The sequence below is a fragment of the Anaeromyxobacter terrae genome (assembly GCF_022690685.1).
Lineage (GTDB): Bacteria > Myxococcota > Myxococcia > Myxococcales > Anaeromyxobacteraceae > Anaeromyxobacter > Anaeromyxobacter terrae.
Genome location: NZ_JALCYY010000004.1, coordinates 49,665 through 69,233, shown reverse-complemented (window position 1 = coordinate 69,233; position 19,569 = coordinate 49,665). Strand labels below are relative to the sequence as shown.

Annotated in this window: 16 protein-coding genes; 6 read left to right on the top strand and 10 right to left on the bottom strand. The window is 72.6% G+C overall.

Annotated elements, in window-relative coordinates; translation table 11 throughout:
- Window positions 1–29 precede the first annotated feature (29 nt).
- The 4 genes from MNY62_RS02715 to MNY62_RS02700 form a co-directional block, all read right to left on the bottom strand.
- Window positions 30–1,085: an NAD(P)-dependent alcohol dehydrogenase gene (locus tag MNY62_RS02715; protein ID WP_242342557.1), complete on the bottom strand. Its 1,056-nt coding sequence runs from the start codon at window positions 1,083–1,085 to the stop codon at window positions 30–32.
- Between the two features lie 186 nt (window positions 1,086–1,271).
- The gene (locus MNY62_RS02710; protein WP_242342556.1) at window positions 1,272–2,660 is read right to left on the bottom strand and encodes an NAD(P)(+) transhydrogenase (Re/Si-specific) subunit beta; all 1,389 of its coding nucleotides are present in this window, start codon (window positions 2,658–2,660) and stop codon (window positions 1,272–1,274) included.
- A complete protein-coding gene (locus tag MNY62_RS02705) occupies window positions 2,657–2,959 on the bottom strand; it encodes an NAD(P) transhydrogenase subunit alpha (protein ID WP_242342555.1) in 303 nt (100 codons plus the stop codon). Before MNY62_RS02705 ends, MNY62_RS02710 begins: the two co-directional genes overlap by 4 nt.
- Before the next feature lie 11 nt (window positions 2,960–2,970).
- A complete protein-coding gene (locus tag MNY62_RS02700; RefSeq protein WP_242342554.1) occupies window positions 2,971–4,068 on the bottom strand; it encodes a Re/Si-specific NAD(P)(+) transhydrogenase subunit alpha in 1,098 nt (365 codons plus the stop codon).
- A gap of 205 nt (window positions 4,069–4,273) precedes the next feature.
- On the opposite strand from MNY62_RS02700, the gene MNY62_RS02695 reads away from it, so the two are divergent.
- Window positions 4,274–4,420, top strand: coding sequence for a hypothetical protein (locus tag MNY62_RS02695; protein ID WP_242342553.1), 147 nt, complete (start codon window positions 4,274–4,276; stop codon window positions 4,418–4,420).
- A 44-nt stretch (window positions 4,421–4,464) separates the two neighbouring features.
- Here the strand turns inward: MNY62_RS02695 and MNY62_RS02690 are convergent, their stop codons facing one another.
- Window positions 4,465–4,881 (bottom strand): CBS domain-containing protein, encoded by a 417-nt coding sequence (locus MNY62_RS02690; protein ID WP_242342552.1) that lies wholly within the window; start codon window positions 4,879–4,881, stop codon window positions 4,465–4,467.
- A gap of 115 nt (window positions 4,882–4,996) precedes the next feature.
- Window positions 4,997–5,539 (bottom strand): hypothetical protein, encoded by a 543-nt coding sequence (locus MNY62_RS02685; RefSeq protein WP_242342551.1) that lies wholly within the window; start codon window positions 5,537–5,539, stop codon window positions 4,997–4,999.
- A gap of 235 nt (window positions 5,540–5,774) precedes the next feature.
- On the opposite strand from MNY62_RS02685, the gene treS reads away from it, so the two are divergent.
- Together treS and MNY62_RS02675 are read left to right on the top strand one after the other, a co-directional pair.
- Window positions 5,775–7,436 carry a maltose alpha-D-glucosyltransferase gene (gene treS, locus MNY62_RS02680; RefSeq protein WP_242342550.1) on the top strand — a complete coding sequence of 554 codons (1,662 nt, stop codon included), beginning with the start codon at window positions 5,775–5,777 and terminating at the stop codon, window positions 7,434–7,436.
- An 11-nt stretch (window positions 7,437–7,447) separates the two neighbouring features.
- Entirely contained in the window at window positions 7,448–7,783 is a 336-nt protein-coding gene (locus MNY62_RS02675; protein ID WP_242342549.1) for a hypothetical protein, read from the top strand.
- 15 nt (window positions 7,784–7,798) lie between these two features.
- On the opposite strand, the gene malQ is transcribed toward MNY62_RS02675, so the two are convergent.
- The 4 genes from malQ to aceB form a co-directional block, all read right to left on the bottom strand.
- The gene (gene malQ / locus MNY62_RS02670; protein ID WP_242342548.1) at window positions 7,799–9,322 is read right to left on the bottom strand and encodes a 4-alpha-glucanotransferase; all 1,524 of its coding nucleotides are present in this window, start codon (window positions 9,320–9,322) and stop codon (window positions 7,799–7,801) included.
- A 13-nt stretch (window positions 9,323–9,335) separates the two neighbouring features.
- The gene (locus MNY62_RS02665; protein WP_242342547.1) at window positions 9,336–10,058 is read right to left on the bottom strand and encodes a hypothetical protein; all 723 of its coding nucleotides are present in this window, start codon (window positions 10,056–10,058) and stop codon (window positions 9,336–9,338) included.
- 19 nt (window positions 10,059–10,077) lie between these two features.
- Entirely contained in the window at window positions 10,078–11,301 is a 1,224-nt protein-coding gene (locus MNY62_RS02660; RefSeq protein ID WP_242342633.1) for a hypothetical protein, read from the bottom strand.
- Between the two features lie 88 nt (window positions 11,302–11,389).
- A complete protein-coding gene (gene aceB, locus MNY62_RS25620) occupies window positions 11,390–14,722 on the bottom strand; it encodes a malate synthase A (RefSeq protein ID WP_408628814.1) in 3,333 nt (1,110 codons plus the stop codon).
- A gap of 195 nt (window positions 14,723–14,917) precedes the next feature.
- Between aceB and MNY62_RS02645 the strand changes: the two genes are divergently transcribed.
- The 3 genes from MNY62_RS02645 to MNY62_RS02635 all read left to right on the top strand — a co-directional run bounded on the left by MNY62_RS02645 (window position 14,918) and on the right by MNY62_RS02635 (window position 19,569).
- Window positions 14,918–16,348, top strand: coding sequence for a helix-turn-helix domain-containing protein (locus tag MNY62_RS02645; protein ID WP_242342546.1), 1,431 nt, complete (start codon window positions 14,918–14,920; stop codon window positions 16,346–16,348).
- Window positions 16,349–16,495: 147 nt separating this feature from the next.
- On the top strand, window positions 16,496–17,212 hold the full coding sequence (locus tag MNY62_RS02640; protein ID WP_242342545.1) for an ABC transporter ATP-binding protein: 717 nt from the start codon (window positions 16,496–16,498) through the stop codon (window positions 17,210–17,212).
- A complete protein-coding gene (locus MNY62_RS02635) occupies window positions 17,209–19,569 on the top strand; it encodes an ABC transporter permease (protein WP_242342544.1) in 2,361 nt (786 codons plus the stop codon). The genes MNY62_RS02640 and MNY62_RS02635 overlap by 4 nt, the downstream gene beginning before the upstream one ends.

Genomic DNA, 19,569 nt, shown 5'->3' with positions numbered 1-19,569 from the left:
CCCGGCTCACGCCCGGCCCCGCCACGGCGCTACTTTGACCGCTCGAGGCTCGCGAGGTCGATGACGAACCGGTAGCGGACGTCGCCGCGCATCATCCGCTCGTAGGCCTCGTTGATCTTCTGGATCGGGATGACCTCGACGTCCGAGACGATCCGGTGCTCCGCGCAGTAGTCGAGCATGGCCTGGGTCTCGGCGATGCCGCCGATGAGCGAGCCGGCCAGCCGCTTGTTCCCGGAGATGAGCGAGAAGGCGGCGACGGGGGTTGGCGCGGGCGGGACGCCGAGCAGCACCATCGCGCCCTTCGGGCGCAGCAGCCCAAGGTAGGCGTCGTAGTCGTGCGGCGCCGAGATCGTGTCCACGATCAGGTCGAAGCGGCCGGCGAGCCTCGAGAAGGTGGAGGCCTCCTTCGTGGACGCGAAGGCGTGCGCGCCCAGCCGGCGCGCGTCCGCCTCCTTCGAGGCCGACGTGCTGAGCATGGTGACCTCCGCGCCCATCGACGCGGCGAGCTTGACGGCCATGTGTCCCAGGCCGCCGAGGCCGACCACGGCGACGCGATCGCCCGGCTTGCAGTTCCACTCGCGCAGCGGGGACCAGGTCGTGATGCCGGCGCACAGCAGCGGCGCGGCGCCGGCGGGATCGAGGCCGGCCGGGACCTTCAGGACGAACCGCTCGTCGACGACTACGCGCGTCGAGTAGCCGCCGTAGGTCCGCGTGCGCCGGTCCATCTCCGTGCCGTTGTAGGTGAAGGCGGCGCCCTTCTCGCAGAACTGCTCGGCGCCGTGCCGGCACGGGTCGCAGACGCGGCAGGAGTCGACCATGCACCCCACTCCGGCGAGGTCGCCCGCGGCGAGCTTCCTCACGGCGTTGCCGACCTGGCGGACGCGGCCGACGATCTCGTGGCCCGGCACCATGGGGAAGACCCCTCCGCCCCACTCGTCGCGCGCCTGGTGGATGTCGGAGTGGCAGACCCCGCAGAACAGGATGTCGATGAGCACGTCGTGCGGTCCGGGCTCGCGGCGCTCGACGGTGAACGGGGAGAGCTGCGCTCCGGCGGAGGGGGCGGCGTAGGCGGGGGTCTCGAGCATCGGTTCCTTTCGGCGGCTCCGGCGAGGAGCTCCTGGGACGGAGGGAATGTGTGCCGGGTCGCTCCGCGAGTAAACGACAAAATCCCGCCAGCGTCGTCCGGGTCCGCTCGCACGATGGGACCCGCGGCTGCCCGGGAGGTGAGCGCCCGCGGGTCGAGCGGGAGCGCGCCGGGCACGTCCGGCGGGCTACGCCTGCTTGATCTCGTGCACGAGCTTCGCGAGCGAGGCCTTCGCGTCACCGAAGAGCATCGCGGTGTTCTCCCGGTAGAAGAGCTCGTTCTCGATGCCGGCGAAGCCCGGGTTCATCGAGCGCTTCAGCACGATGACCTGCTTCGCCTCGTCGACGTTCAGGATCGGCATGCCATAGATGGGCGAGCCCTTGTCCGTGCGTGCGGCGGGGTTCACGACGTCGTTCGCGCCGATCACGAGCGCCACGTCGGCGTTCTTGAACTCGTCGTTGATCTCGTCCATCTCCTTCAGCTTCTCGTACGGGATGTCCGCCTCGGCGAGGAGCACGTTCATGTGGCCGGGCATGCGGCCGGCGACCGGGTGGATGGCGTAGAGCACCGTCCCGCCGTTCTTCTCGATGAGCGCCGCGAGCTCCCGGACCTGGTGCTGCGCCTGCGCGACGGCCATCCCGTAGCCCGGCACGACGATGACGAGCCGCGCGTAGGCGAGCTGGATCGCGGCGTCCTCGGGGGTGATGGCGTGGACGGGGAGCCCCTGGGCGGTCTTCTGCGAGGCCTCGGGGGCGGCGCCGAACGCGCCGAAGAGCACGTTCGCGAAAGACCGGTTCATCGCCCGGCTCATGATGATGGAGAGGATGAAGCCGGAGGCGCCGTCGAGCGCCCCCGCGATGATGAGGACGTTGTTGCCGATGGCGAAGCCCGTCGCCGCGGAGGCGAGGCCGGCGTAGGAGTTGAGGAGCGAGATGACGACCGGCATGTCGGCGCCGCCGATGGGCAGGACGAGCGACACGCCGAAGACGAGGCCGAGCGCGACCATCGCGTAGAACGCGCCCGGGTGCGCCGGATCGGCGATGAGCCAGGCGAAGAGCGCGGCGGCGACGGCGAACATGCCGACCGAGACGAGGTTCTGGCCCTTGAACGTCACGGGCCGCGAGGGGAGCAGCTCCTGGAGCTTCCCGAACGCCATGAAGCTGCCGGTGATGGTGAGCGCGCCGAACAGCACCTCGAAGCCGAGCGCGGCCATCACCGGGCGCGAGACCTCCGCGCCGTTGCCGAGGTGCCAGTACTCCGCCACGCCGACGAGGGTCGCGGCGACGGCGCCGAACATGTGCGAGATCGCGATCCGCTGCGGCATCGCGGTCATCGGCACGTAGACGCCGAGCGGGTACCCGATCACGGAGCCGACGACGAGGCCGGCGATGATCCACTCGTAGCGCACGATCTCGTGGTTCACGAGCGTGCCCACGATCGCGACGAGCATGCCGAGCGCGGCGAGCTGCATGCCGCGCCGCGCGCGATCGGGGATGGTGAGGCTGCGCAGGCCGAGGATGAAGAGGATCGAGGCGAGGAGGTAGGCGGCCTCGATGAAGACGGTGCGGGGGCTCACTTCCGCGCCCCGCCGCGGTCGGCCCGCTTGAACATCTTGAGCATGCGGTCGGTGATGATGAAGCCGCCGACGACGTTGATGGTCGCGCTCGTCACCGCGATGAACCCGAGGATGGTCGGCAGGGCGCCGCGGTCGGCGCCGGCCATGACGAGCGAGCCGACGAGCGAGATCGCGCTGATGGCGTTCGTCGCCGACATGAGCGGCGTGTGGAGGAGGGCGGGCACGCGGGTGATCGTGAAGAACCCCACGAACCCGGCGAGCACGAAGACGTAGATCTCGATGAGCTCCAGGCCTGGCATGGAAGATCCTCCTAGACGCGGACCTGCCCGTCGTGGACGACGAGCATGGCGCCGGTGATCTCGTCCGTCGGGTCGAGGACGAGCCGGCCGTCCTTCGCGAGGTGCTGGAGCAGGGTCGTGACGTTGCGGCCGTACATCTGGCTCGCGTGGAATGGCACCGTGGAGGGGAGGTTCAACGGGCCCAGCACGGTGACGCCCGCCTCGACGACCGCCTCGCCCGCGCGCGTGAGCTCGCAGTTTCCGCCCGTCTCCGCGGCGAGATCCACCACCACCGAGCCGGGCCGCATCGAGCGGATCATCTCGGCGGTGAGGAGCCGCGGCGCCGGTCGGCCCGGGATCTGGGCGGTCGTGACGACGAGGTCCATGTCCTTCACGTGCGCCGCGATCGCGCCGAGCACGCGCTCCTGCTCGGAGGCGCCGAGCTCCTTCGCGTAGCCGCCGGTCCCCTCGGCGGCGACCTGGGGGACCTCCACGAACGACGCGCCCAGCGACTGCACCTGCTCCTTCACCACCGGGCGCACGTCGAACGCCGAGACCACCGCGCCGAGCCGGCGCGCGGTGGCGATGGCCTGGAGGCCGGCGACCCCGGCGCCGATGACGAACGCCTTCGCCGGCGCGAGCGTGCCCGCGGCGGTGGTCATCATGGGGAGGATGCGCGGCAGCGCGTCCGCGCCGACGAGGACGGCCTTGTACCCGGCGAGCGTGGCCTGCGAGCTGAGCGCGTCCATCGACTGGGCGCGGGTCGTGCGTGGCACCTTCTCCATGGCGAGCGCCGACACGCGCCGCGCCGCGAGCCGCTGGAGGAGCGGGCCGCTCTGGTGCGGCGCGAGGAGGGCGACGAGGAGCGCGCCCTCGGGGAGGAGGTCCGCCTCCGCCTCGGTCGGGCGCTGCACGCGCACGACCACCTCGGCGCCCTGGAGCGCGGCGGGGCCGTCCGCGAGCGCGGCTCCGGCGGCCTCGTACGCCGCGTCGGCGAAGCCCGCCGCCACGCCGGCGCCGCGTTCGACGCGGACCTCGTGCTGCTGCTTCACGAGCCGCGCCACGTTGTCCGGCACGAGCGCCACCCGGCGTTCCCCCGGCGACGTCTCCCTCGGCACTGCGATGCGCATGGTTCCCTCGCGCGCCGCGCGGGTCGCGGCGACACGCGCCCGCCCGGCCCCACATGGAGGCCGCACGGTCGCCGGGTGAGCCTCTAACCGGGCAACGGCGCGGCGCAAGGTGCATCGACCCGGGTAAAGCGACGCGGCGCGCGACGAGGAGGAGATCGTGGGAGACGAGCGGAGACCAGGACGGGACGCGCCGGAGGTGCCGCGCGTGCCACCCCCGGAGCCGGAGATCCCCGGCCGCGGCACGCAGCCGGGGCGCGAGGTGCCCGGCATCCCCCGGCCGGAGCCCGAGCTGCCCAGCCGCCGCCCGGAGCGGCCGGAGGCGCCCATGGACCCGAACGCGCCGGGAGAGTGACGGGGACGGCCGCCCGGCGAGCCGGCGCAGGGGCGCCCCGCGCCTCACCGGCTGATGTAGTCCTGCAGCTGCTCGATCACGAACTGCTTCTCGTCGAGCATGAGCTGGATGATGTCGCGCATCGAGACGACGCCGACGATGCGGCCCTCCTCCTCGACGAGGAGGTGGCGCGTGTAGTGGTCGCGCATGAGCGCCGCGCACTCCGCCTCGCTGGCGCTGGCCGGGACGCGCGGCAGGCCCGTCCGCATCGCCTCGCGGATGGGCAAGCTCGCATCACCGCCGCGCGCGAGGACGGTCATGACGAGGTCGCGCTCGGTGACGAGGCCGACCATGTCGCCGGCGTCCTTCACGCCCACCGAGCCGATCCTCCGATCGGCCATGAGCTGCGCCGCCTGGCGGATGGGGGCCGTGGCGTCGAGCGCCACGACGTCGCGGGTCACGTGCTTGTGGATCGAGGCCATGCGCCGCTCCTCTCTCTGGCTGAGGATAGGTCCGTAATGACGGGGTGCGGCGAGGCGCCGCGACGCAGCGTGGAAAAGCGGGGCCCGCCCGCGAGGGGAGGGGGGCGCCTCATCGTCAGAACTTGTCGATCCGCACCGGCCACATGCCGCGCTCGACCCCGGTGTAGCGGTGCACGCAGGGGGGAGCGGCGTCGGGGCGGTCCCACACCATCGGCGCGAACTGCGCGTCGACCTGCTCCCAGCGCGAGTTCGAGTGCATGGGGTCGCCGAGCTTGTAGTGGCCGAGCTCGTGCAGGAGCTCCGCCGCCTCGAAGCAGCCCTCCGCGTCGGGCGGGATCCGCACCGAGAGGGTCTTCTCGAGGTAGTCGGTGCAGCCGTCGTTGTGGGACGCGAGGTAGCAGGCGTACTCGGCGTCGTCGCGGAACTGGATGCGCCAGCCGTCGAGGTTCGCGAGCCCCCAGAACGGCAGCTCGCGGTCGAGCAGCGCGGAGACCCGCTGCTCCGCGTCGGCCAGGTCGGCGGGATCGGTCACGAACTCGACGCACGCGTCGCGGACGTAGAAGTCGCAGTGCCACGGCTCGCAGCCGCCGAGGCACAGCGCCGCCGCGACCGCCGCCGCCCAGATCCGCACGCTGCCCCCGCCCCGCGACGCGACCACGTCTGAAGCTAGCGACGCGGCGCTCGCGCCGCGAACGCCCCGGCCCATCGTGGCCCGCGCCCGGCGGGGCGCTCCGCTCCGTTCACGCTCCGAGAACCGGGACGGCGGTCCCTCGCCCGTCCGCCCGTCCGGGCGTATACACCGGAGGCTCGCGGGTCCCGGCGCCCCGCGCGGAATCCTCCGCTTGCGGGTCCCGGGTGCGATCTTAGAACTGGCAGGAGGTCACGGACGCCGGATGGCAAGCTTCCAGCGAAGGCGCAGCCAGGATCCGCTCTGGTACAAGGACGCGGTCATCTACGAGACGCACGTGAAGTCGTTCTACGACTCCAACGGCGACGGGATCGGCGATCTGCGCGGCCTCGTGGAGAAGCTCGACTACCTGCAGGACCTCGGCATCAACTGCCTCTGGCTGCTGCCGCTCTTCCCGTCGCCGCTCAAGGACGACGGCTACGACATCGCCGACTACCGCGGCATCCACCCGGACTACGGGACGATGGATGACTTCCGCCAGCTCGTCGCGGCGGCGCACGCGCGCGGCATCCGCGTGCTCATCGAGCTCGTGGTGAACCACACCTCCGACCAGCACCCCTGGTTCCAGCGGGCGCGGCGCGCGCCGCCGGGCTCGCCGGAGCGCGCCTTCTACGTGTGGAGCGACACCGACCAGAAGTACCGCGACGCGCGCATCATCTTCACCGACACCGAGAAGTCGAACTGGACCTGGGATCCCGAGGCGAAGCAGTACTACTGGCACCGGTTCTTCAGCCACCAGCCCGACCTCAACTTCGAGAACCCGGCGGTCCTCCGCGAGGTGCTCGACGCCCTGAGCTTCTGGGCGGAGCTGGGCGTCGACGCGTTCCGGCTCGACGCCGTGCCGTACCTCATCGAGCAGGACGGGACGAACTGCGAGAACCTCCCCGGCACGCACCGGGTGATCAAGGAGATCCGCCGCCACGTCGACCAGAACTTCCCCGGCCGCATGCTGCTCGCCGAGGCGAACCAGTGGCCGGACGACGTCCGCCCGTACTTCGGCGACGGCGACGAGTGCCACATGGCGTTCCACTTCCCGCTCATGCCGCGCATCTTCATGGCCCTGCGGCTCGAGGACGTGGAGCCGATCGTCGAGATCATGCGGCGCACGCCGCCCATCCCCGACACCGCCCAGTGGGCGCTCTTCCTGCGCAACCACGACGAGCTGACGCTCGAGATGGTTACGAGCGACGAGCGGGACTACATGTACCTTGCGTACGGCCAGGACCCGCGCATGAAGCTCAACGTGGGGATCCGCCGCCGCCTCATGCCCCTCGTCGAGAACAGCCGCCGGCGCATGGAGCTCCTGAACAGCCTCCTGTTCTCGTTCCCCGGCACGCCCGTCGTCTACTACGGCGACGAGATCGGCATGGGCGACAACATCTACCTCCACGACCGCAACGGCGTGCGGACGCCGATGCAGTGGACGCCCGACCGCAACGCCGGGTTCTCGCGCGCCGACGCGGGCCGGCTCTACAGCGCGCCCATCTCCGATCCGGTCTACGGCTACCAGGCGGTGAACGTGGAGGGGCAGTCGCGCGACCCGTCCTCGCTCCTGCAGTGGATGCGGAACACCATCGCGCTCCGGAAGCTCTTCAAGGCCTTCGGGCGCGGGACGATGGAGTTCCTCCAGGTCGCGAACCGGAAGGTGCTCGCGTACGTCCGGCGCTGGGAGGAGGACGTCATCCTGTGCGTCGCGAACGTGTCGCGCTCGGCGCAGCCTGCGGAGCTCGATCTCTCGGCGTTCGAGGGCTACGTGCCGGTGGAGATGCTGGGCTACACCGAGTTCCCGCGGATCGGGAAGCTCCCCTACTTCCTCACCGTCGGACCGTACGGCTTCTACTGGTTCGAGCTCAGGAAGCCGCACTGACGGAGGCGCCCATGGTCCACCTCCTCGCGTTCCTGCTCCGCCTCGTACTCTCCGCCGGCGTCCTCTGGCTCGCGGTCGCCTGGGTGTCTCCGGCGAACCCCGCGAACACCTTCGGGCGCGCGGTGGCGGTCTCGATCGTCCTCTCGATCGCGTACTACGTCACGCTCGCGAAGTTCCTCTGGTTCCTGCTCCTGCCGTGGCTCCTCTACGTGACGATCTGGCTCGCGGTGATCATGGGCGCGTACGGGATCGGCTTCTGGCGGGCGCTCCTCGTCGCGCTCGCGCTCACGGTCCTCTCTTGGCTCGTGTCGGCGCTGCTGGGGATCCGGACGTTCCGGGCCGGGTAGGCCCGCGGGCGCGCCTCAGCCGCGGCCGTAGAGCCGCGTGAGCTCCGCGAGCCGCGCCGCGCGCTCCGGCGCGAGCGCGTCATCCCGCACCCGCCAGCGCCAGTTGCCGCCGAGCGTCGCGGGCGTGTTCATGCGCGCGGACGAGCCGAGCCCGAGCACGTCCTGCATGGGCGCGATCGCGGTGTCCGCCACCGACGCGAGGATCGCCCGGATCATCACCCAGCTCGGCTCGCGCTCGTCGATCGCGAGGTACGCGCGCGCGTACGCCTTCTCGAGCGCGACTTCCTCCGCGGTGCGGACGCTGTCGCCGGCCCCGCCCTCCCACCAGCCCATCGCGGTGTCGTTGTCGTGCGTGCCGGTGTAGGCGACGAGGTCGCGCTCGTAGTTGTGCGGCAGGAAGGTGGGCGCCTGGGGATCGGTCCCGAAGGCGAACTGGAGCACGGCCATGCCGGGCAGGCGGAAGTGCCGCCGGAGCGCCTCGACCTCCGGGGTGATGACGCCGAGGTTCTCGGCCACGAACGGCAGCGGTCCGAGCGCGGCCTCGAGCGCCTCGAACAGTCGCGCGCCCGGCCCCGGCACCCACCGTCCCTCCTCCGCGGTGGCGGCGCCGGCGGGGATCTCCCAGTAGGCCTCGAAGCCGCGGAAGTGATCGAGGCGGATCCGGTCGACGAGGGCGAGCGCGCCGCGGATGCGCGCGAGCCAGCTCCGGAAGCCTTCGCGCGCGACGGCGTCCCAGTCCCAGAGCGGGTTCCCCCAGAGCTGGCCGCTGGCGCTGAAGTAGTCGGGCGGGACCCCGGCGACGGCCGCGGGCTCGCCCCGGGCGTCGAGGCGGAACAGCTCGGGGCGCGACCAGACCTCGACCGAGTCGTGCGCGACGTAGATGGGGACGTCGCCGAGGAGCGCGATCCCGAGGGCGCGGCAGCGGGCGCGGAGCGCGTTCCACTGGCGCGCGAAGCACCACTGCGCGAACACCTCCGCGAAGATCGATCGCGCGTAGCGGGCGCGCGCGGCGTCGAGCGCGCGCGGGTCACGGCGGGCGAGCGGCTCCGCCCAGGCCGTCCACGCCCGCCCCTCGTGCGCCTGCTTCAGCACCCAGAACAGCGCCCAGTCCTCGAGCCAGTCCGCCTCGCGCGCGCGGAAGGCCTCGAGCTCGGCGCGCGCCTCGGCGCCCGCGCGCGCGCCGAAGGCCACCGCCGCCCGCTCGAGCCGTTCGCGCTTCCAGGGCCCCGCCTCGTCGTACGCGGCGTGCTCGGGATCGGGCGAGGGCGCGCCGGCGAGATCGGCGTCCTCGAGCCAGCCCTCGTTCCGGAGCGTCTCGAGCGAGACGAGCAGGGTGTTGCCGGCGCGCGACGAGAGCGCCTGGTAGGGGGAGTCGCCGAAGCCGGTCGGGCCGAGCGGGAGGACCTGCCACAGCCGCTGGCCGGCGTCCGCGAGCCAGGCGGCGAAGCGATGCGCCCCGCCGCCGAGGTCGCCCACGCCGTGGGGGCCTGGGAGGGAGGTCGGGTGGAGCAGGATTCCGCTGCGGCGGTCGCGGGGCAAGGGGCGCTCGGGGCTAGAGGTGCTGGACCTTGTCCTCGGGGGCGGGCGTCCCCGGCTCGCCCGGCCGAGCCTCCCCGCGGGCCTCGCGGTCGAGCGCGCGCGACACCGCCTCGCGCGCCCCGAGCCCCACCGCGAGCGCGACGGCGAGCACGATGCCGCCCACCACGATCGCGAAGGCGAGCGTGGGCAGCTCCCCGCCGATGCCGACGTGCTCGAGGGCCATCGCCGCGGCGAGGACGAGGACGAGCCACTTCACCGCGAGGGCGATGAGGCGCGCCTGCCGGATCTGCTGGTTCACCGCGTTGATGAGCGCGCTCCGCTCGAGGAAGCGGGCGACGCCGATGCCGACGAGCAGGATGAGCGCGCCGACGACGAGCTTCGGCAGGAACACGAGCAGCGAGAGGCCGAAGGCGGTCATCGTGCTCGCGCCGAGCACCTCGAGCGCGAGGGCGATGCCGGCCACCACCACGAGCCAGAACGCGAACCGCGCCACGATCCAGGAGGGCTCCTGGCGTGGCCCGAGGTCGCGGCGGGTGGTCATGCCCAGCTCGCGCGCGCGCCGATCGAAGCCGACGCGCGTGAGCACCGTCCGCAGGATCGCCCGGATGACGAACGCGGCGACGATCGCGGACACGAGCACGATGAGCATCGCCACGATGCCCGGCAGGTCCGCCGCGATCACCGCGCCGAGCCGCGCGAACGCCTCGTCCAGCACTGCCTGTACCCGTTCCCACATGGCGGTCTCCTCGGGGCCCTCACGGGTTGAAGCGGTCTGGCCAGCGCCAGCGCGAGATGAGGTACCGCTTCTCGTCCTCGAACGCGGAGCAGAGCCGCTCGACGCGCTCGTCCGCCGCGTCGGGCCCGAGCGGTCCCACCTCGTTCACGTAGCTCGCGACCCAGCCCAGGTAGATGGGCGTGAGCGAGCGCAGCAGCTGGCGGCGCTCCATCAGCTTGAAGCGCCACGCCACGGCGAAGTCGTACAGCACGCGCGCCCAGATCGCGTCCGGCATCCGGAACGCCTCCGGGGGCGTGCGCGGGATCCGCTGCAGCGCGAGCAGGGTCTGCGGCGGGAGGATGCTGCTCCACAGGGGACGGAGGTCGCGCCAGCCGAGCGCGAACGCGTCCACGAGCGGCGCCACCGCGGGCGCGCTCGCCGGCTCCTCGGCGAGGCGCTCCTCCCCGAAGGTCGCGACGGCCTCCGAGCCGCGCACCCGCTGCCAGTAGTGCGCGTGAACCTCCATCTCGTGGAAGAGGATGTCGAGCACGCGCGCGAGCGCCTCGGAGACGTCCGACGGCTGCGGCGCAGGGCGAGGTCGCGGGCCGATGAACACCTGCGCGATGCGCACCTCTCGCGCGAGCGCCTTGGTCACGCACCACAGGTCCTCGCCCGCGTGTTCCGGATCCGTCCGCCACTCGGTGTCGGACAGGAGGTGCTGCGCGAGGCGGCGCGAGAGCACGAGCTCGCGCCCGAGCGGCTGTCGCAGGCGCTGCCCGAACAGGGCGCGCGTGAGCGGGTAGACGATGCCGGTGACGAGCACGCCGTCGAGCCGGCCGCGCGCGTAGGACGGCACGACGAGGTCGAAGCCACCCGTGAGCACGGGCTCGAGCAGGGCGCGGAGCCAGCGCGGGTCGCTCGGGCGGGGCAGGGGCTGGAGGAGGGCACAGGCGGGCGCGTCGCGCGCGACCGCGATCTCGAGCAGGGTGGGGAGGGCGGCCTGCGGACCCGTGTGACCTCCGGTGTAGATCGCCGGCGGGTGATCGCGCTCCGCGGACGCGAGCGCCGTCTCCGGGGTCGCCGCGCCGTTCGGATCGCCGGTGAGCACGACGGCCAGCGCGGGGCGCCCTGGGAACGCCTCCTTGAGCCCCGTCTCGAGCGCGAGCGCCGCCTCGGTGGCCGCCATCCGGTCCGGCTCCGCCGGCACGCCGACGACCACGTCGGGCCCTGAGGGCTCGCTGGGACGCGACGACGGCTCGAGCACGAGAGACAACGTACCCCTCCCGACGGATCGTCGCCGCGGGAAGTTCGGGCGTCCGGCGGGGCGCCCGGACGCAGGGCGCCCCCGTCCCCTAATGTAGCGCCTGGGCGAGCTTCATCTCTCGCGCCTCGTGGTCGCGGATGCGGTCGCCGAGGGCGCCGGTGAGGGGCGCGAGATCCGACGCCGTCGCCTGGCCCTTCGCGCGCTCGCGGACCTGCTGCAGGGTCGCGATGAGCTCCCGGTGCTCCTCGATCATGCGCAGCACCTGGGCGCGGTACTCGGGCGAGACCGCGCCGAGGAGCCCGTAGAAGCCCTTCTGGTGCTCCTCGTGCGCGAAGTGCTCGGTGAGGATCTCCGCGAGCGACTCCAGCGCGGCGGTGATCGCGGCGACGTCCTTCGCCTCGGCGAGGCGGTCCACCACGGCCTCGATCCGCCCGTGGTCCTCGTGGAGCGCCGCCTGGACCTGCTCGGCCGCGTGGGTCGCGCCGGTCCTGCCCGCGGCGGTGAACTGCGCGGCCTCGGTGGAGCCCTCGAGGGCGAGGGTCGACGCGGTGCCGCCCGACACCGCGGTGGCGACGAGGTCGAAGTAGCCGGTGCCGACCTCGCGCTGGTGGCGCGTCGCGGTGTAGCCGTGGCGCTCGGAGGCGAACTCGGCCTGCTGCAGCTCGGTGTAGGCCGCCATGCCGCGGTCGCGGTAGCCGCGCGCGAGCTGGAACATCCCGTGGTTCAGGGCGTGGAACCCGGCGAGCGTGACGAACTGGAACCTGTAGCCGATCGCGCCGAGCTCGCGCTGGAACCGCGCGATGGTCGCGTCGTCGAGGTTCTTCTTCCAGTTGAACGACGGCGAGCAGTTGTAGGCGAGCAGCTTGCCCGGGAACTTCGCGTGGATCCCCTCCGCGAAGCGCCGCGCCTCCTGCAGGTCCGGCGTCTGCGTCTCGCACCAGATCACGTCCGCGTAGGGGGCGTAGGCGAGGCCGCGGGCGATGGCCGTGTCGACGCCGGGCTTCATCCGGTAGAACCCCTCCGCCGTGCGCTCGCCCTTCACGATGAAGGGCGCGTCGTACGGATCGACGTCGCTCATGACGAGCTTCGCGCCCTCCGCGTCGGTGCGGGCGACGAGGACCGTCGGGACGCCCATGACGTCGGCCGCGAGCCGCGCCGCGTTGAGCGTCCGGACGAACGTGGAGGTCGGGACGAGCACCTTGCCGCCGAGGTGGCCGCACTTCTTCTCGGAGGCGACCTGGTCCTCGAAGTGCACGCCCGCGGCGCCGGCCTCGATCATCGCCTTCATGAGCTCGAAGGCGTTGAGCGGGCCGCCGAAGCCCGCCTCGGCGTCGGCGACGATGGGGGCGAACCAGTAGGTGCCGCCCTTCCCCTCGGAGTGCTCGATCTGATCGGCCCGCTGCAGGGCGCGGTTGATGCGCCGCACGACCTCGGGGACCGAGTTCGCCGGGTAGAGGCTCTGGTCCGGATAGGTCTGGCCCGCGGAGTTGGCGTCGGCCGCGACCTGCCAGCCGGAGAGGTAGATGGCCTTGAGGCCCGCCTTCACCATCTGCACGGCCTGGTTGCCGGTGAGCGCGCCGAGCGCGTGCAGGTACGGCTCGCCGTGGAGGAGCTCCCACAGGCGGTTCGCGCCGAGCGCCGCGAGCGTGTACTCGATGCGCACCGAGCCGCGGAGCTTCTCGACGTCCTCCCGCGTGTAGCGCCGGACGATGCCCTCCCAGCGCCGCGGGTCGGGGTGGTGCGGCGCGGGCGAGCCGGCGAGGCCCTCCGTCCCGCCGGCGAGCATGCGCGCCTTCTCCTCGCCCTCGGCCTCGAGCAGCTCGTAGGCGGGGAGCGTGATGAACTCGACGAAGTCAGCCTGCGTGCTGATGCGCTCGAAGAGCGCGCGCGCCTCCTCGAAGCGGCCGCCCTGGAACGGGGCGTCGCCGACCTCGAGCCGGATCCGCTCCATCTCGTCGGCGAGCACGGTGCGGAACCGCTCGACCGTGAGCGGCTGGCCGTCGTCGAGCGTCGCGCCGTGGTGGATCCACTGCCACGCGAGCGAGCGGGAGATCTCCACCGTCGCCGCGTCCTCCATGAGGTCGTAGATCGGCACGCAGCCGGTGCCGCCCAGCCACGCCTCGAGGTACTGGACCGAGACGCGGATGTTGTGCCGGAGGCCCGCCTCGGTGCGCGGCCCCTCGGCGACCTTGAGGAGGTCGCGCGCGGTCACCTGGACGTCCTCGCGCTTGCGATGGAGCTGGTTCGGCGTCTTCATGTGCTGGTCGAAGATCGCCCTGGCGATGGGGACGAGGCCGGGGTGCGCGACCCAGGTGCCGTCGTGGCCGTCGGTCACCTCGCGGATCTTGTCGGCCCGCACCTTGGCGAGCGCGGACTCGTTCGCCGCCGGATCGTCCTTGATCGGGATCTGCGCGGCCATGCCGCCCATCGCGTGGACGTTGCGACGGTGGCAGGTCTTGATGAGGAGCTGCACGTACGCGCGCAGGAACCCCTTGTCCATCGTGATGTGCGAGCGGTCCGGCATGACGTGGCTCGGGTCTGCGCGGAACCGCTTGATGGTCGAGAAGATGTAGTCCCAGCGCCCGCAGTTGAGGCCGGCGGAGCGCTCGCGCAGCTCCCACAGGATCTCGTCCATCTCGAACGCGGCGGGGAGGGTCTCGATGAGGCAGGTGGCCTTGACGGAGCCGCGCGGGATGCCGAGCCGCTCCTCGCCGAGGGTGAACACCTCGTTCCAGACGCGCGCCTCGAGGTGGCTCTCGAGCTTCGGGCAGTAGAGGTACGGGCCGGTGCCCTTCGCGAGGAGCCGCCGCGCGGCGTTCCAGAAGTAGACGCCGAAGTCCCACAGCGCGGCGGTGGCGGGCTTCCCGTCCACGAGCACGTGCTTCTCGAGCAGGTGCCAGCCGCGCGGGCGCACCATGAGGACGGCGGTCCGATCCTTCAGCCGGTAGAGCTTGCCCGTCTCGGGCGCGGTGTAGGCGATCGTGCCGTCGACCGCGTCCTTGAGGTTCACCTGCCCCTCGACGACGTTGCGCCAGGTCGGCGAGTTCGAGTCCTCGAAGTCCGCCATGAACACGTTCGCGCCGGAGTTGAGCGCGTTGATGATCATCTTCCGGTCGACCGGCCCGGTGATCTCGACTCGCCGGTCCTGCAGGTCCGGCGGGAGCGGCGCGACGGTCCAGTCGCCGGCGCGGATCTCCTCGGTCGCGGAGAGGAAGTTCGGGCGCTCGCCGCCGTCGTAGCGGCGCTGCATCTCGCGGCGTCGCTCGAGGAGCGCCTCCACGCGCGGCCGGAAGCGGCGGACGAGCTCCGCGACGAGCGCGAGCGCGTCGCGGGTGAGCACCTCCTCAGCGCGCCGGGGAAGGGCGCCGCGGAGCTCCATCCCGGGCGGAAGGTCGAGCTGCGGGGTCTCTGGGGTCGGCATCGGGCGGGCTCCTCCTCGTTGAAGGAAAGGTTGTCGTGATTTCGATCAAGCTCAATACCTCCAGGGATTCCCGTCGGTTCAGATGCCAAAGCTCTGTAAAGGTCCGCCTGTAAGGCCGTAAACGTTGAAAATGTCCCCCTGCGTCAACATGTTCCGGAAAGGCGCTCGTCTGCCCCCACCTGAAGGAGGCGCGCCGTGCGGGATACCTCCCATCTGGGCGCCAAGGTTCGCTCGCTTCGCCGCCAGCAGAGCCTGACGCAGGCGCAGCTCGCGGAGCGGCTCGGCATCTCGGCGAGCTACCTCAACCTCATCGAGCACGGCCGGCGCAGCCTCTCCGCGCCGCTCCTCATCAAGCTCGCCGAGATCCTCGACCTCGACCTCAAGGCCCTCTCCGCCGAGAACCACGCGCGGAGCGTCGCCGACCTGATGGAGGTCTTCGGCGATCCCATCTTCGACGCGCACGACGTGACGAACGCGGAGGTCCGCGACCTCTGCGCCTCCACCCCCACCGCGGCGCGGGCGATGCTCGCCCTCTACCAGGCGTACCGCGCCGCGCGCGAGGCGGCGGACACGCTCGCCGCGACGCTCTCCGACGGCGATCTGGCCGGCGTGGACTCCTCGCACCTCCCCACCGAGGAGGTCTCGGATCTCATCCAGCGTCACATGAACCACTTCCCCGAGCTCGAGGAGGGGGCGGAGGCTTTCTGGCGCGAGGCCCGGATCGACCGGGACGACCTCTACGCCGGGCTCGTGAAGTACCTCGCGGAGCTCGGCGTGCAGGTCCGGATCGTCCGCACCGCCGAGATGCTGGGCGCGGTGCGCCGCTACGACGAGGAGGCGAAGGTGCTCTCCCTGTCCGAGGTGCTCCGCCGGGGCAGCCGGAACTTCCAGCTCGCCTACCAGATCGGCCTCCTCACGCTGGCGGGAGTGATCGATCGCATCGCGTCGGATCCGCACCTCACGAGCGAGTCGGCGCGCGGGCTCGCCCGCGTCGCGCTCGCGAACTACTTCGCCGCCGCCGTGCTCATGCCCTACGGGCCCTTCCTCGAGGCGGCGCGCACGGAGCGCTACGATCTCGACCTGCTCGGCCACCGCTTCCGCACGAGCTACGAGCAGACCTGCCACCGGCTCACCACGCTCCGCCGCCCAGGCGCCGAGGGCGTGCCGCTCCACATGGTGCGCGTCGACATCGCGGGGAACATCTCGAAGCGCTTCAGCGCCTCGGGCCTGCGCTTCGCACGCTTCTCCGGCGCGTGTCCGCGCTGGAACGTGTTCGAGGCCTTCACCACGCCCGGTCTCTTCCGCACCCAGCTCTCGCAGATGCCGGACGGGGCGACCTTCTTCTGGGTCGCGCGGACGGTGAACCGCGAGGGCGGCGGCTACCACGCGCCGCGCTCGGTGCTCGCAGTCGCCCTCGGCTGCGAGGGTTCGCGCGCGAAGGAGCTCGTGTACGCGGACGGCGTCGACCTCGAGAGCCGCGAGGCGGTGGTGCAGGTGGGGATCACCTGCCGGCTCTGCGAGCGCATGGACTGCGAGCAGCGCGCGTTTCCACCCCTGCAGCATCCGCTCAAGGTGAACGCGAACGTGCGAGGGGTGTCGTTCTACGCGCCGGTGTCGGGGAGGTAGAGGGGAGACGACCTCGACCTCGACCTCGGCCCGAGCCGCAGTCCGGCCCGCCCGCTCCCTCGCTCCCCGACCTCCCTCCCAGGTCCGCGCGCCCTCGCGCATTGACGCCCGCGGACGCACGGCGGAGCATCGGCTTGCCGAGGGGCCATGAGCGACGCGCGGCCACCTGTCTTTCGCGCCCGCGGGATCGAGAAGGTCTACCGGATGGGCGAGGTGGAGGTCCGCGCCCTGCGCGGCGTGGACGTGGATCTCTACGAGGGGGAGCTCGTCGTCCTCCTGGGGCCGTCCGGGAGCGGCAAGTCCACGCTCCTCAACATCCTCGGAGGGCTCGACGCACCGAGCGCGGGGACGGTCTCCTGGCGCGACCACGACCTCGCGACGCGCGACGACCGGCTCCTCACCCGCTACCGGCGCGATCACGTCGGCTTCGTGTTCCAGTTCTACAACCTCGTCCCCAGCCTGACCGCGCGCGAGAACGTCGCGCTCGCGGCGGAGATCTCCGAGCACCCGCTCCGGCCCGAGGAGGCGCTCGAGCGGGTGGGGCTCGGCGATCGGCTCGATCACTTCCCCGCGCAGCTCTCGGGCGGCGAGCAGCAGCGCGTCGCGATCGCGCGCGCGGTGGTGAAGCGTCCCGACGTGCTGCTCTGCGACGAGCCCACCGGGGCGCTCGACGCCGCGACCGGTCGGCTCGTCCTCGAGGTGCTCGACCGCGTGAACCGCGAGGTCGGCACGACGACGGTGCTCATCACCCACAACGCGAGCATCGCGGACATGGCCGACCGCGTGATCGCGCTCTCCGACGGGCGGATCGTCCGAGAGCGGGTGAACGCGACGAAGAAGCGGCCGGCGGAGCTGTCCTGGTGAGGGCCCTCGAGCGCAAGCTCCTGCGCGACCTCCGCGGCCTGGCGGTGCAGGCGGCCGCGATCGCCGTCCTGGTGGCGTGCGCGGTCGCGATGTTCGTGGGCTCGGTCGCGACCTGGCGCGCGCTCGCGCGGAGCCAGGCCCGCTACTACGAGACGCACCGCTTCGCGCAGGTGTTCGCGGAGGCGCGGCGCGTCCCGGAGCCGGTGCGGCAGCGGCTCGCGGCGATACCCGGGGTCGCGACGCTGGAGACGCGCGCGACCGGCGCCGCGACGGTGAGGGTCCCCGGCTCGGACGAGCCCGCCAGCGCGCGCGTCCTCTCCCTCCCGCCCGACGGGGCGCACCTCAACGTGCCCTACGTCCGCGCGGGACGCACGCTCGCGCCCGGCGCCGCCGACGAGGCCCTCGTGTCGGAGGGCTTCGCCGGCGCGAATCGGCTCGCGCCGGGGGACGTCCTCGACCTCGTCGTGAACGGGCGGCGCCAGCGGGTGCGGATCGCTGGGATCGCGATCTCGCCCGAGGTGGTCTATGCGATCCGCCCCGGCGACGTCTTCCCGGACGATCGCCACTACGGGATCCTCTGGCTCCCGCGCGAGGCGCTCGCGGCCGCGCTCGACCTCGAGGGCGCGTTCGACGAGGTGTCGCTCACGCTCGCCCCGGGCGCGCGGGAGGAGGCCGTCGTGGCGGCGGTGGATCGCGTCCTCACGCCCTACGGCGGGCTCGGCGCCTACGGCCGGGACGAGCAGGTCTCGCACCGCTTCCTGACCGACGAGATCTCGCAGCTGAAGACCATGGCCGCGGTGCTCCCGGCGATCTTCCTCGGGGTGGCCGCGTTCCTCGTGTCCCTCGTCATGTCGCGCCTCGTCGCGACCCAGCGGCAGCAGCTCGGGATGCTGAAGGCGGTCGGGTACTCGTCCGCGGAGATCGGCCTCCACTACGTCGAGCTCGTGGTCCTCGTCGCGGGCGCCGGGGCCTGCCTCGGGGCGATCGGCGGCGCCGCGATGGGCCAGGGGCTCGCGCGGACCTATGCGGACTTCTACAAGCTGCCGGTGCTGGTCTTCGAGGGGGACGCGGCCGTCGTGGCCATCGGCGCGGCGCTCGCGGTGGGCGGGGCGGTCGCGGGCGCGCTCGGGGCGGTGCTGCGCGCGGTGCGGCTGCCGCCCGCGGAGGCGATGCGTCCCGCCGCGCCGCCGAGCTACCGGCGCGCCGCGATCGAGCGGCTCGGCCCGGTGCGCCTCGTCTCGCCGGGCGCGCGCATGGTGCTGCGCGACCTGTCGCGTCGCCCGGTGCGCGCGCTCCTCTCCGCGCTGGGCCTCGCGCTCGCCATCGGGATCCTCGTGGTCGCGAGGTTCGCGGGCGACGCGATGGACCTCATGTTCACTCGGGTGATGGGCGAGGCCCAGCGGCAGGACGCGACGGTGACGTTCACGCACACGCTCACGGACGCGGCCGCGACCGAGCTGCGCGCGCTCCCGGGGGTCCGCCGCGTCGAGCCGTTCCGGGCGGTGCCGGCCACGCTGCGCAGCGGGCACCTGCGCCACCGCACCCCGCTCCTCGGCGTCGACGTCGACGCAGCGCTCACGCGGCTCGTGGACGCCGACGGCGCGGTGGTGCCGGTGCCGCCGGGCGGCGTCGTCCTGTCGAAGAAGCTCGCCGAGCTCCTCGCGCTGCGCCCCGGCGACGCGCTCGACGCGGAGGTGCTCGAGGGGCGGCGGCCGGTCCTGCGGCTGCGGGTGGCCGCGACGGTCGAGGACTACCTCGGCGTGCAGGCGACGGTGGCCCGGCCGTACCTCGCCGCGGCGCTCGGCGAGGGCGCGCTCGCGTCCGGTGCCCACCTCGCGCTCGATCCCCGCGCGCTCCCGGCGCTCCAGGCGGAGCTGCGCGCGCGGCCGAACGTCGCCTCGGTCACGCTGCGGGCGGCGACCGTCGCGGCGTTCCGCGCCCTCATCGCCGAGTTCCTCGGGATCTACCTCGGCGTGGTCGCCGGGCTGGCGCTCGCGATCGCCGCCGGGGTCGTCTACAGCTCGGCGCGCGTGACGTACTCGGAGCGCGAGCGGGAGCTCGCCACGCTGCGCGTCATCGGGTTCACGCGCGGCGAGGCCTGGCGGATCGTGGCCGGCGAGATCGCGCTGCACGTCGCGGCGGCGGTGCCGGCGGGGTGGCTCGTCGCGCTCGCCTTCGTCGTGTACACGGCGGGCGCGGCGAGCACCGACCTCTACCGCCTGCCGACGACGATCGCGCGCCCGACCTTCGCGACGGCGGCGCTCGTCGTCGCCGGCGGCTCGGCCCTCGTCACGCTGGTCGCGCGGCGCTGGATCCGCCGCCTCGACCTGGTCGAGGTGTTGAAGTCCCGGGAGTGA